This is a genomic window from Nocardia tenerifensis NBRC 101015, assembly GCF_000308715.1.
In the GTDB taxonomy this organism is placed as follows: Bacteria; Actinomycetota; Actinomycetes; order Mycobacteriales; family Mycobacteriaceae; genus Nocardia; species Nocardia tenerifensis.
Map to the genome: position 1 here is coordinate 48,331 of NZ_BAGH01000609.1, position 13,741 is coordinate 62,071.

9 protein-coding genes are annotated in these 13,741 nt (G+C 68.2%); 3 read left to right on the forward strand and 6 right to left on the reverse strand.

Annotated elements, in window-relative coordinates:
- Positions 1 to 80: 80 nt before the first annotated feature.
- From ON39_RS49470 to ON39_RS43450, 3 genes are all read left to right on the forward strand, one after another.
- On the forward strand, positions 81 to 227 hold the full coding sequence (locus tag ON39_RS49470) for a hypothetical protein (RefSeq protein ID WP_157195648.1): 147 nt from the start codon (positions 81 to 83) through the stop codon (positions 225 to 227).
- 250 nt (positions 228 to 477) lie between these two features.
- Entirely contained in the window at positions 478 to 3,249 is a 2,772-nt protein-coding gene (locus ON39_RS43445; protein ID WP_040742938.1) for an AfsR/SARP family transcriptional regulator, read from the forward strand.
- A gap of 151 nt (positions 3,250 to 3,400) precedes the next feature.
- The gene (locus ON39_RS43450; RefSeq protein ID WP_040742939.1) at positions 3,401 to 4,522 is read left to right on the forward strand and encodes an epoxide hydrolase family protein; all 1,122 of its coding nucleotides are present in this window, start codon (positions 3,401 to 3,403) and stop codon (positions 4,520 to 4,522) included.
- A 57-nt stretch (positions 4,523 to 4,579) separates the two neighbouring features.
- On the opposite strand, the gene ON39_RS43455 is transcribed toward ON39_RS43450, so the two are convergent.
- From ON39_RS43455 to ON39_RS43480, 6 genes are all read right to left on the reverse strand, one after another.
- A complete protein-coding gene (locus tag ON39_RS43455) occupies positions 4,580 to 5,263 on the reverse strand; it encodes a DUF4232 domain-containing protein (protein WP_040742940.1) in 684 nt (227 codons plus the stop codon).
- Between the two features lie 478 nt (positions 5,264 to 5,741).
- Complete coding sequence (locus tag ON39_RS43460; RefSeq protein WP_146251371.1) at positions 5,742 to 6,119, reverse strand: hypothetical protein; 378 nt, start codon at positions 6,117 to 6,119, stop codon at positions 5,742 to 5,744.
- Positions 6,120 to 6,169: 50 nt separating this feature from the next.
- The gene (locus ON39_RS51095) at positions 6,170 to 6,976 is read right to left on the reverse strand and encodes a YybH family protein (RefSeq protein ID WP_246003203.1); all 807 of its coding nucleotides are present in this window, start codon (positions 6,974 to 6,976) and stop codon (positions 6,170 to 6,172) included.
- A gap of 133 nt (positions 6,977 to 7,109) precedes the next feature.
- On the reverse strand, positions 7,110 to 7,859 hold the full coding sequence (locus ON39_RS43470) for a hypothetical protein (protein WP_051187879.1): 750 nt from the start codon (positions 7,857 to 7,859) through the stop codon (positions 7,110 to 7,112).
- A 220-nt stretch (positions 7,860 to 8,079) separates the two neighbouring features.
- Positions 8,080 to 8,436: a hypothetical protein gene (locus ON39_RS49475; RefSeq protein WP_169335973.1), complete on the reverse strand. Its 357-nt coding sequence runs from the start codon at positions 8,434 to 8,436 to the stop codon at positions 8,080 to 8,082.
- 8 nt (positions 8,437 to 8,444) lie between these two features.
- Positions 8,445 to 13,229, reverse strand: coding sequence for a cation-translocating P-type ATPase (locus ON39_RS43480; protein WP_051187884.1), 4,785 nt, complete (start codon positions 13,227 to 13,229; stop codon positions 8,445 to 8,447).
- Between the last annotated feature and the right edge of the window lie 512 nt (positions 13,230 to 13,741).

The window sequence follows — 13,741 nt, forward strand, 5'->3', positions numbered from 1 at the left end:
GCGGGAAACATGGTGGCGGTCATTCATCGGCTGGCAGGTGTCGGCTCGCGGCACTCACCGTCGTCGGCGCGCTCAGGGCCATGATCTTCCCCGGACCGATCCCGATCATCGTCGGCGAGGTGCCGATCGTGTGCGGGTTCGCCTGCGCCCGAGCCGTACTGGTGAGCCGCCGGTGGGCGGCAGCATTCGCCGTGTCCGTGGTTCGCCGAGATCGGCTGGGCTACTGACGATCTCGATCGGCTGCGTCGGCCGGTGCGGGTGTTCGGGTCGGCCCGCGTTCGAGCGGCGCACCTCTCGAACGCGGAGATGGCGGCGGGCACCGCACTCTCCGGGCGCGTATCTGCATGGTTCCCCTCTCCCGGTCGAACTCGAACTTCCCCTCCGAATCCGAGCCGTCACAGTGTGCTCATTCAGCCGCGCGCAATCGTGTCGTGAATGTGAAATCCGCTGGTAGGGTGCGTGTTACGGACTTTCCGGATGAGGGGTGGCGTGATGGTGGAGTTCCGGCTCCTGGGGTCTGTCGATGCGATCGCGGAGGGCGGCGGCCCGGTCGATCTGGGGCATGCTCGGCAGCGGTCGGTGCTGGCGGTGTTGCTGGTAGAAGTCGGTCGACCGGTGCCCGTGGATGTGCTCATCGATAGGGTCTGGGGGCAGCGTCCGCCGTTGCGGGCGCGTGAGACGTTGCGCGCCTACACTTCCCGGCTGCGGTTCGAACTGGCCACAGCAGGTGCGGTACTGCGGCGGCGGGCCGGCGGGTATGTGGTCGAGGCCGAGCCGGAGACCGTGGATATATACCGCTTCCGGCGCGTGGTCGAGGAAGCTCGGCGGATCGAGGATCCTGTCCGGGGCGCGGTCGGGTTGGGGCGGGCTCTGAAGTTGTGGCGCGGCAGGCCATTCGCCGGCGTGGACAGCCTGTGGCTGAACGAGATTCGCGACCACTGGGAGGCGGAGCGGGCCGCGGTTCAGGCCGAGTGGATCGACCGGATGTTGCAGGCGGGTCGACACTCCGAACTGGTCGGTGTGCTGCCCGCCTGGGTCGGCGAACGGCCGCTGGACGAGCAGCTGGCCAGGCAGTGGATGCTCGCACTGCACGGCACCGGCCGACAAGCCGAGGCGCTGCAGGTCTACCACGACCTGCGCGCCCGGCTCACCGAGGAACTGGGCGTGGACCCCGATGCGCAACTCCAGCAGCAATACCAGAGCATCCTGCGTGGCGACCCGGCTCCGCTCGCGTCGCGTTTCCCGAAGTCCTTCGGCCGCAACGACCTTCCCGGCGATATTCCCGATTTCACCGGGCGTGCGGCGGAGATGGCAAGCCTGATCGCCGCCGCGCGGCCGAGCGGCAGTCCGGCGATCGTGATGATCGACGGCATGGCGGGCGTGGGCAAGACGGCCTTGGTGGTCCACGCCGCACATCATCTTGCCGACCGCTATCCCGACGGTCGATTGTTCATCGATCTACACGGCCACAGCACCGACGGCGATCGCGTCGACCCGATGGCCGCCTTGGACAATCTGCTGCGCGCGATCGGCGTGCCGGGTCAGACCATCCCGCCCACGGTGGACCAGCGAGCCGCGCTCTGGCGCGCCGAAATCGCCGACCGCAGGGTGCTTTTGGTACTGGACAACGCCCTCGACGGCGGCCAGATCCGCCCGCTGTTGCCCGGTTCGGCCGAATCCTTGACGTTGGTGACGAGCCGGCAGCGCCTCGCCGATCTCGACGGTGCCCGCGTGCTGTCCATCGACGTGCTGTCCGCCGAGCAGGCGCTCGACCTGTTCGCCCGTGCGGTCGATGACGCGCGGGTCGTGACCGATCCGGCTGCCGCCGCGGAGGTTGCGGCGCTGTGCGGCCATCTGCCCCTTGCCATCCGCGTGGCCGCCGCTCGGCTCCGCGCTCGCCCCGCCTGGACCGTCGCGTACCTCGCCGACCGACTACGCGACGAGCGGCGACGGCTCGGTGAGCTGACCATCGGCAACCGCAGTGTGGCCGCCGCCTTCGGCCTGTCCTATCGACACCTCGACTCGGAGCAGCAACGAATGTTCCGGCTCCTCGGGCTGATCACCGGCCCCGACATCGATACCTCGGCGGCCGCCGCTCTGGCCGCGACCAACGGCGAGGACGCGGAGCGGCTACTGGAGGCCCTGGTCGATACCCACCTGCTCGAGCAACCCCGCCCCGGCCGCTACCAGATGCACGATCTGGTGCACCAGTACGCCCACGCCATCGCGCTCGCCACCGAGACTCCGGACATCCGGCAGCGAACCCAGCGGCGGCTGGTCGATTTCTACCTGCGCACCGCCTACGCCGCCGATCGGCTGTTGCGACCGGCACGCCTGCCGATCCCACTCGACGCGGCGGTCCAGGACTGCCGCCCCGGCCGGCTGGCCGACCACCGCGACGCACTCGAGTGGATGGACACCGAACATTGCAATGTCATTGCGGCACAACGCCTCGCCACCACCCACGACTGGCACGACGCCGTCTGGCAATTGGCTTGGAGCTTGCGTTCCTTCCACAACCAACGCGGATACCTGCGCAATGACGTCGACGCCTGCCTCGCCGGACTGGCCGCGGCCGACCGACTCGACGACCCGTTCGCTCAGGCGCACGCACTTCGGGCGCTATGCCAGGCCTGCATCGCGGTCGGCCGGTGGGATGAAATGCTGGAATACTCCCGCCGAGCCCTCACCCTGGACGAGCGAACCGGCGATCTGGCGGGCCAAGCCAACACCCACCATCTCCTCGCCGTGTACTGGGACCGCTACCGCGGCGACCTGCAGCAGGCACTCGAGCACTGCACCCGCGCACTGCACCTGTTCCAACGCCTCGAGCGACCGGATTGGGAAGGCGAAGAGCTCAACGCCGTCGCGTGGTTCCTTGCCCGCCAAGGCGATTACGATCGTGCCTTCGACTACGCCACCAATGCACTGGACCTGTGCCGACGCCACCACAACCGCCTCGGCGAGGCGATGACACTCGACACCCTGGGCTATATCGCCCGCCACACCGGTGACTGGTCGCGGGCGCTCGACTACTACCGGCAGGCAATCGCCATCGATCGTGAACTCGGCATGGATTTCGGACTCACCGCGACCCTCGAACACCTCGGCCACACCTATCTAGCCCTCGGCCAGCCCGAACAGACCCGCACCGCCTGGCGAGAAGCTCTGGAGGTATACCGAATTCAGCACCGCACCGACGAGGCGGACCGGATAATCGGCCGCCTAGCCACGCTCGGAAATCCCTGACCACCACTGCGGTCGCGGAGTCGGCCGGGACCAGCCGGGTGAAGCTTGGAATATGCAGCCACCGCGCTGGGCTGTGCCCTAGTTGAGTGTTGATCGGGTTGTGGATCTCGAGCCGATGATCCGCAAACGCATTGAGGTAAGGAGTCTTGCCATGTCCGCCCAGCCATTCGAGGTCAGCATCACCGAAGCCGAGATCGCGGACCTGCGCGACCGCCTGCGACGGACACGGTGGCCCGAGCGCGAGCCGGTGGACGACTGGTCACAGGGGTTGCCGCTGGCGTATGCGCAAGAGCTGTGCCGCAGCTGGGCCGAGGACTACGACTTCGGGTTCGCCGCGCGGTTGAACGCGTTCCCGCAGTACCGCGACACGATCGACGGGCTGGGCATCCACTTCCTGCACGTCCGTTCGCCCGAGCCGGACGCGTTCCCGCTCGTGCTCACCCACGGGTGGCCGGGTTCGGTGCTCGAGTTCTTGGAAGTTCTCGGCCCACTGACCGACCCGCGCGCGCACGGCGGTGACCCGGCAGACGCGTTCCACGTGGTCGCGCCGTCGTTGCCCGGGTACGGCTGGAGTGACAAGCCGTCGACGACCGGGTGGGGCGTCACCCGCACCGCCCGCGCCTGGGACACGTTGATGGTCTCGCTGGGTTACGAACGCTACGGCGCGCAGGGCGGTGACTGGGGTTCGGCGGTGTCCGCTGCGCTGGGCGAGGTGGCGCCCGAGCGAGTCGTCGGCGTGCACCTCAACATGGGGTCCGTGGCGGCAGGCACTTTCGACGACCCGACGCCCCCGGAACTGGCGAACCTCGAGGCACAGAAGGAGTTCCAGCGCACCGGCCGGGGATACTCGGCGATCCAGTCGACCCGGCCGCAGACCCTCGGCTACGGCCTCACCGACTCCCCGGCCGGGCAGGCCGCCTGGATCGCCGAGAAGTTCTGGGCGTGGACCGACAAAAACGGCCACCCCGAGGACGCCTTGTCGCGGCAGACGATCCTCGACGAGATCTCGGTCTACTGGTTCACCGCGTCGGCCACGTCCTCGGCGCGCCTGTACTGGGAGAGCTTCGCCAACTTCCGGGACAAGGTGACCGCGCCGTCCGGGCTGTCGGTCTACCCGCGCGACATCACCCGCCCGTCGAGGCGGGAGGCCGAGCTGCGGTTCACCGACCTGCGCTGGTTCGAGGAGATGCCGCACGGTGGTCACTTCGCCGCGCTCGAGCAGCCGGAGTCGCTGGTCGAGCAGGTGCGCGGATTCTTCCGCCTGTTCCGCTGACCGTCCGCGCCACGGACTGTGCTCGACCTCGGCCGGACATAGCCACTTCGCGACCGCCTACATCGGTGTGATCGCCCGGACGACGAGCATGCGCTGCGGGCTCGGGCAGATCAGGTTGTCCCAAGGGAGCCACAGCGATTCGGTGTTGTCGGGCGGGTAGACGCGCAGGGTGTTGGTGCGCAGGGCGGCGCACTCGTTGATCTGCTTGGGATAGGAGATGAACTCGAATTGCGCCGCACCGCCCGGTGCGAGCGTGACCGGGGCAGGCTGGGGCGCCTGTGGGCCCTGGTCCCGAACGGCGGGCTCGCCTACCGGGTCACCGGCGGGACCGTTGGTCTGCGAGACGCCCGGAAAGCCTTGCAGGACACAGACTTGCGAGCTGGAGTTGATGAACCTCAGAAACCAGGTTCCGCCCACCGGGCCGCCGACGCCCTTGTCCAGGCGAAGTTGGGCGGTCACGCATTTCGCGGGCGCGGTGTCGGCGGGAGTCGCCGGATCCGCGACGGCGGTTCTGGTCGCGGGCGCGACCTCGGGGCCTGCGGGGGTCTGGGGGCCGGCGGGGGACTCGGGGATATTGCCGCCGGGCTGACTCGTGCGCCCCGGTTGAGTGGTTTGCCCGGTTTCTGCAGAAGGCAGCGGAGTTCGGGTCGCCGGGGTGGTAGTGGTTGCCGTGTCGCAACCGCCGACAGTGATGGCGACGCCCGCCGCGAAGCCGGCGACGACCAATGACTTGATCCGCATGAGTTCCCCTCGAGTTCAGTACTGCAACCATTTGGTATGCAAGCTGCACATCGAGGTGTGCCCGTCGCCGTTACGTCACGCGTCGACCAGCATTTCTGTAATCATCTGCGAACCAACGAAGTTCGCCGTCTTTCCGCCCGCAAACTCCCTGTCCCGGGCACCTCCGGTCAAAGTGTTAACACCAGGTCGCGCGGGCTATGCCCCAGAAAGTGGGGGCCTTCTGAAGTGAAGTTTCCCGTATCGCTGGACGCGGAATAACCAGGTTCGAGCCGGGTGATGGTCGCTTGCCTCGAACTCGTCGAGTGATTGCTGAGTCGGCTTTGGAACGCTGCGCGTTGTACAAAGTGGCGGCCGCAGTCGAGTTCGGTTGAGCGCGAGGAAATTGCGGTCGGCGCCGCGGACGGGGAGTCGATCAATTCGGTCGTTCCAGCCACGCCGACCGTGCGAAGTGGGCGGTCTCGCGGTGTCGGCGGCCTCGCTAGGTCGCCAGGATCCAGACCACCAGCACCACAAGCGCGAGAAGATAGGCCATGCCGGTGAGGGTCCCGACGCGGTGCACGCGGACGCCCACGGGCGAATTGGCTTTCCGCTCGTCGAGGATCGGAATCAGCATGCCGTTGTCGCCGCCGTCGGCCAGGGTCAGTGCGGTGATGAGCAGCAGCACGTCGGCGAATATGAGCAGCGGCCAAGCGGCGTGGGGCGCGGAGAATCCGGCGAAGACCAACGGCCCGAACAGGATCAAGGGCGCCAGTCCCAGCGAGCCAAGGACGCCGATCAGCAAATACCAGCCCGCCGAGGTCCACCGCGCCAGAGCGGCGAGGACGACCACGACGAGCTGGATCAGTCCCATGATCATGTCCGGATTCATATCAGCGAGTTCGATCGGTCGCCAGCTGTTCGGGAGAGTCAGCAGTCGGATTCGAAGACAGATGCGTGACGGGTGTTTCCCTCGTGCGTGGGCTGATCTGGTTGGAGATCGGTTGCGGGTGTGCCGCTGGCGAAGTCCATCGGCAGGGACACGTGGTCGTGGACGATGACCCAGTCGCGGTCGATCTTGCGGAAGCAGAAGGTGTCCCTGACCCAGATGCCCTCGGTCTGTGTTCCGTCTTTCAGCGTGCCGCTGACCCGGCCGAAGCCGTACGCGAATGCCACCGATCCGTCCACGGCAACCGTCAGGTCGCGAACCTCGTAGGTCAGGTTTTCGAAGTCGGCGAACGCCTTGGCAGGTTTGTCCAGCTTGGCCACGGCCCCGACGTGCCGCAGCGGTGCGCCGACATCGAAGGACACGACATCCGAGGCGTACAGCCGTCGCAAGGCCCCGAGATCTTTGGCGGCCATCGCCTCGGTGAGCGTGTCGATCCGCTGCCGGATCTCGGCTTCGGCTGTTTCTCGTCGCATCGACATTGTTGCCGGTCCTGTCTGTTCGATGTGGGTGGTGTTCCATGACACCGACGACGTAGCGACCAGGTATGTCAGGCGGCAGTAAAACGACCTGGCGCAAGCTGTTTCGGTCGGCCCGTAGCCCAGCTGCTCGGCGTTCCGTGATGCCCCCCAGTCGGCCCGGTCGAAAGCCCACCGGTGGCAGCCACCTTGCCGCCCAAGCACTTCCGCAGCACAGGTGTGACAGGACTGCCGACTTTCAGTCGTTGTCGATTGCTCTGACGCGACCCGGTCGAGCAGAGCCGAGGCCGGCGTGTAGTTGCGCGCCAGCAACTTCGACGGCGTCGGAACGGGGTTCGCCTTGGGCTTACCTCGGGTAGCTGGTCAGCGTCCTCGGCGGGACGCCGGTGATGGCGGCCGCCGCTGCGCGGGCGCAGGCATCGCCCCTTCGCGATGATGGCTCGGTTCAGTCGCTGACACCGAGAGTGCCGGTCCACGACGGGGTGTCGAGTCCCGCGCGGCGCGCCAGTTCGAACATCGCGGCGATGTCCTCGTCGGTCTTCGGTGGAAAGCCCTCGTCCTCGTCGTCGTCCTCGGGGTAGTACTCCTGCTGCAGTCGCGCCATCTCCGCGGCGAAGGACCGCAGCACGTTCTCGGTGACCGTGCCCCGCTCCGCGGCGTCGACCAATTGGCCACACAGCTCCGAGACGCCCGCGTCCTGCGCGCCGAACATCAGCTGGTCGGTGATCTTCTCGACCGCGTCGGCGCGCGTCGTCAACGCCGAGATGCCGGCGTCGAGTCCGTCGTCGGCCAGATCGTCCGGGTAGGGCGCGCGATGCCAGGCGCCCTTCTCGAACCAGTAGACGCAGCCGACCATGTTGGCGTGGATCAGCTCGCGTAGGTAGTTCCGCGGCAGCCAATCCGGCGCACCGGCCAGCACGTCGATCGACGGCTCGTGCCATTTGACCTCGCTCGACTCGTCCTCTCCGACGAGCAGCGCGCGACCGGCACCGAACCACTTCATCACCCACCAGGTGCACCCGCTGTCGTCCCAGTGCAAGCCCCCGTCATCGATCCAATGGCCCGAACGATGCTGAAACGGCTCGACCTCCTTGTCCCGATCGAAAGTCGCGATGGCGACCCCCGCCCACCGCTTCCACAGCAGCTCCGCATCCGGCAGATCATCCGGACGGCCCGGCTCGTGCAGGTTCCCCACTGTTGTTCTCCTGGCTCGGTTTGCTGCCAGCGTACGGGTGATCACCGACATCAATCCCGAGCTGATGCCGGTGCTCCGCTCCGAGACCAGCACCGCCGCAACCTTTCCGCGTTCTCGCACACGATGCGGCATGCGAAATCGTGTGCGCGGCATCCAACCTCCTCCTTCGGCGGCCGAGGCTTGTCCTGGCCCGCCGACGGAGGTCGAAATAGGTTCGCGGCTATTGCGCGCTTTTCACGGGCTGGCTTGTGCGGGTTTTGCGGAACCGGTCGACGAGTAATCCGCCTGCACCGAGTGCAACCGCCACGGGCCATTCGAGCGTTCCCGCGACGGCCAGTGCACCGAGCCCGCCGTAGTAAAGGTAACCGGTGGGCAGGGTGAGATTGACCGGTCCCACGTGGACGTCCGCTCCTGGACCGGGTAATCCGAGGGACGCGCTGAGAAAGGGATTCTTGTCCGCTGCCGCGGGGGAGAGCTGTGCTGGTTCTTGCTCGGGTGCGGTGATCGCGCGTTGTTTCGTCGCGGTCGGACGAGATTTCTCCGTGGCCATTGTCGTGTCCCTTTCATCGGTGTTCACTGGATGGATCAGGTAGCCGATGCTGTAAATGCTTCAGCATCTTGGTCTTTCGGTGGATCCTCGCTTCCGTGGTTCATGTGTTCGGCGAGCCAGGCGGGCGCCAGAACACCCACTGCGGCGGTGCCCGCGACGGCGGCGACGACCCCTGCCCAGGCGACGGGTCCGAGGGGCGTGCAGCCGAAGAAGTGGCTGATGCCGGGAGTTTGGACGGTGGCGACGAGCACCACGGTGCTGCCCACGGCGGTGGCGACGACCAGTGGGCTGTGGGCGCGAGTCAGCAGAGTTTGGGCCATTTGGGTGCCGACGAGTGCGGTGAGGCCCATGGTGGTCGAGCGGCGCCGGGTTCCGGGAGTCGCCTGGCCGATCGTCCAGGCCAGGGTGGCGGCCGCGGCGGTGATGGTGCCGCGGCTGATGATGGTGTGCAGCAGTGACCGGTCCAGTGACGGGGCAGGCTGGGTCAGCGTCGCGCGTCGATCGGCGATCCGTGTGGCGTCGAAATCGCCTCTCGCGTCGTCTGTTTCGGCAACGGGTTGGTGCGGGGTCACCGCGACGGCCAAGGCGGGGAACATATCGGTGAGCAGGTTGACCAGCAGGAGCTGGCGGGTGCCGATCGGGGCGCGCCCGCTGATGGCGGTGCCCGCGATCGTGAACGCGACTTCTCCCGCGTTGCCGCCGAGCAGGATGACCAGTGCGTCGCGGACGCTGTGCCACATATTTCTGCCCTCGACCAGAGCGTCGAGCAGGCTGGTGAGGTCGTCGTCGGTGAGGACGAGATCGGCGGCCCCGCGTGCCGCGGAAGAACCACGGTTGCTGACTCCGATTCCGACGTCGGCGGCGCGGATGGCTGCGGCGTCGTTGGCTCCGTCGCCGACCATGGCGGTAACCCGTCCGGCTTGTTGCATGGTGGTGAGGACCTGCACTTTTTGTTCGGGGCTCACGCGCGCGAAAACCTGTACGGTGGCGGCGAGTTCGGCGCGGGTCTCCTCGTCGCAGTCGGCGAGTTCGGCGCCGGTGGCCACGGGCAGGTCGGCGGGCAGTCCGAGTTGCCGGGCGATAGCGCGTGCGGTGACGGGATGGTCGCCGGTGATGAGCACGACGTGGCGTCCGGCGGCGGTGAGTTGTTCGAGCAGGGGACGCGCGGTGGGGCGAGGGGTGTCGGCGAGGCCGAGGTAGCCGACGAGCCGGAGGTCCTGCGCGGCGGCATCGACGGCAGCGGAGTCCATGTCGGTGTCGAGCAGGCTCTGGTCGGTGACGCCTTCGGCGACGGCGATCACTCGCAGGCCCTCCTCGGCCAAGGCATGGACGAGGTTCTCCGCGTGCGCCCGTTCTCCGGGATCGGTGAAGCGGCAGCGCTGGTGCACGACTTCGGGTGCGCCCTTCAATGCGACCCGCACTGGAGATTCGTTGTCTCCGTGCGGAATTCCGAGAGCAGCGGCATAGCCGCGGCTGGACTCGAAGGGCACCTCGCCGACGATGTCCCAATCGGATTCCTCGCCGATCCCGGCCGTCCTCGCTGCGGTGAGGATCGCCTCGTCGGTGGCGTGGGCGTGCGCCTGCTCCGCCTCGGGATGCGGACTGGCGCAGCATGCCACACCCAATACCCGCGCCGCGGCTGTGTCGGAAGGGTTGAGGTACGCGTCGCCGGGATGGTGTCCGGCGGGAGCAACGGCGACGACCTTCAACCGGTTCTCGGTCAGGGTTCCGGTCTTGTCGAAGCAGACCGTGTCGACCCGGCCCAGGGCTTCGAGGGTACGGGGCGTGCGGACCAGCACGCCGAGGCCAGAGAGCCGTCGGGCGGCGGCGAGCTGGGCGAGGGTGGCCACCAGCGGAAGTCCCTCTGGCACAGCGGCTACGGCGATGGCGACCCCGTCCGCGAGGGCTTGACGCAGTGGATGGCCGCGCAACATCGAGAGCCCGGTGACAGCACCGCCGCCGGCCAGCGTCAAAGGCAACACCTTGCTCGTGAGTTCCCGCAGCCTGGCGGCGATCCCGGACGCGGCGGCGATATCGGCTACCGTCCAGATCGCGCGGCGCGCGGCGGTGGCGTTGCCGGTCGCGGTGACGATCGCGCGGGCGCAGCCGGCCACGATCGTCGTCCCCTCGAAAACCATGCTGGCCCGCTCGACCGTGGCCGCCGCGGGCACCGAGTCCACCTGTTTCTCCACCGGCATCGATTCACCGGTGAGCGAGGATTCGTCGACCTCGAGGTCCTGTACCCGCAGCAGGCGAGCGTCGGCGGGAACGACATCGGGGGCGCGTAAGTCGATGATGTCGCCGGGGCGCAGTCGCGCGGCGGGCACCAGCACCGTGCGTTCGGTGGTGGCCGCGAGGGTCAAACGGCGGTGTGCATTGCCGACCACCGGCACGGCGACGCGGCGGGCGAGCTGTTCCTGATCGGCGAATAGTTCCGCCGCGGCGTTGTCGGCGCGTAGCCGCTGCACCCCACCGACCAGTGCGTTGACCACCATGACCCCACCGACCAGCACCGCGTCGACGCTGCTGCCCAGAATCGCCGACGCGGCCGCACCGATCGCCAAGACCGGCGTAAGAGGATCGTTCAACTCGGTACGCGCGGCACCGAGTAACCGGCTCACCCCGCGGACCGGGGTCTTGAGTGGAGCCGCGGCCGCGCTGTCGGACAGGTCATCCAGACGACGCCGCCACGCCGGGTAGACCGGTGGCGCCGCTAAAGGTTGTGTCGCCGACGTCAGTCGGCGGTAGACGATCTCGGGATCCAAGGCATGCCACGCGGTCAACGGTTGCGGATCCGGATCCGGCAGGGTCAACACCCGCCGCGCCGCGAGCGCCCCGGAGAGCAGGGCCATCGCCGCCGCGGCGTGCACCGGGCTGAGCAACCGCCGCAGACCGAACCGGCCGCGCTTGCCGGTCTCTCCGGTCAGTAGCAGCAAGCCTGCCAGGGTGCTGCCGCCCTTGGCCATACTCACTCCCGCCGCGCTCGCGCGCCGCGCGGCCGGCAACGCCGACATGATCCGGACGGCCGCGACGAGATCGGTCTCGGTGACGATGTCGGCGGTCCACGGCGCCGCCGAGTGCGGATCGTCCAGTGCCACACCGACATCCGCGATCGCCAGCGCCGACAAGGTATCGGTCGAGGCGAAGTCCGGATGCAACGCGGTGATCAGCAGCACCGGACCCCGATCGGTGCGGGCCTCGCGAACCACCTGCAGCAGCGAGGTCCCGGGTCGATGCGTAGCGGCCACCCCCGCGGCCAAGTCCTCGGTGCCCGCGACGTGGCGCAGCACCACCCGAGCGCCGCTGCGTCGCGCGGTTTCGATGAGCGGCGCGGCGAAGCAATCCAACTCCCAACCGACCGACACCGTGCCCACCACCTCGCCGCGTACCCGCAGCTCCGCTTCGGCGAGGCCCTGCGCCGGCGTCGTCGCGGTCGCGGAGTGCGGCAGCCACCGCAGCTGGGGCTGCTCGCCCGCCTGGGGTTCGGGCCCCGGCTCGCCATGTAGCAGCGCGTCGGCGACTTCGAAGACGCGATCGTCGTCCCATTCGAGCGCTTGTCCCTTGGCGCGCAGCACCGTTCGCGCGTCACCGCGCAGGGCGGCGCCATCGATCACGATGACCTTGACGCGGTCCAGACGCCGTAGTGCTCCCGGGTCCAAGACGAGTTGCCCGTCGCGCGCCAGGCCTCGGCCCAACACGGCGGCGAACATCTCCCGGCCCACATGCGCGGCCTTGGGCACTCCGGCCAAGATCGAGTCGGCGACATCCTCGAGATTTCCGGACGTGACCAACGCGCCGGCGGCGGCGACCAACGCGCCGTTCGCCGACTGCTCGACATAGTCCTCTACAACTCCGCCCGCCGCGCCTTTCCCGGTATCGACCGCGGCGTCCACAGCGGCGTCGACCACCACATGCGACACCTCGCCCGCCGCGGCCGCCGCCCAGCTGTGCCGCGGCTTGTCGCGCGCTGTGGAATTCACCGGCACTATCGGAGCTTGTGGGCGGTCCCGGCGGGCGAGATTCGGTTCCCGAGCCGCCCAGATCCGTCGATTCTCGATCGCCTCGCTCACCTGCGCCATGCGCTGCGCCAAATCCAGCAGCGGCCCGCTCGGAGCTTGACCGAGCCCATGTGTAGCGGCGCTCACCGCGTTCAAGACGAAATCGGTACCCACCCGCCCCAATCGCGCCTCCAACGCCGCGATCACCCTCGGCTGATGATTGAGCACCGCCGCTGCCGCCCGCGCCGTCCGCGGAGCCGCCGGTAGCCGCCCGAAGCCACCCACAACGGCCGCGCCCACCGCGACCACGTCCAAGGCCGCCGCGGCGACCGGCACCAAGACGGCCAGCCGATCACCCGGGTCGGCCACCGGGGCATGCCACTGTCGCTGATCCGGCTGTGTCTTCTCCAATCGCGCAGCGACCTTCCCGATCGCGTCGCGCACGTCTTCGATCCGCACCTCAGCGTCGCGTTCGATCACCAACCGCCCCAACGTGGTCTCCACATGGGCCCCGGTGACACCGGGGATGTTCGACACCGCCGCCACCACCTCATCCGCCACCGCGGACAGGTGCGAGCCCGGCACAAGCGGTGCCAGATCCACATGCAACCGGCGCCTCGAAACCCACGCGATGCTCGCGTCCCGCTGCACCACCGACCACACACCATCGGCCACAGAGCGCCCCACATCAACCACCGGACTCGCCACATCCCACGCGGTCCCCGCCGCGGCCGCAGTGGTCCTGGCGCCCAGCCGCAAAGCCACCGACCCGACACCGGTCACGAGTTGAGCCGCCACCGGGGCAACGTTCACAAGCTGCATTCGACCACCATTCGCCCAGACGTCCTTGTCCATGACAAACCCGAAACCGTGCGCGAGCCGACGGACCACAGATGTCAGCCACTGGTCGGACCCGCGCATCGCCCAGCCCGAGCACCCAGGCGCCGTGCTTCGGTCGTATACCTCCGCGATCACGCAGCAAACAAGTGCGGGTCAATCGGTGGGTGGCGTCCTGCGCTGCGGACGTGCTGTGTCTGATGCTCCACGGTGCCTTGCTCATCGCGGGCGCGGGTTATGTCGACCCATTCAGCGCATGCTCGGCGAATGCGGCAGGCACTTGTCCCGCTGGGAACATGGCGCGGTTAGACACCGCGCGAAACCGCTGAATCGGCACAGACACACCGAAGCCGTGGATTCGAGCAGAGTCATATGGTTGCTCGCGAAGATCAGTTGGCGACCATATGACTCTGCTCGCTGAGATGCCGGTGCGGTGATGCTGCGGGACTGTGCGGGTCACCGCCAGCGTGGTGACGGCAACGCGGCCGAGCCGGGGC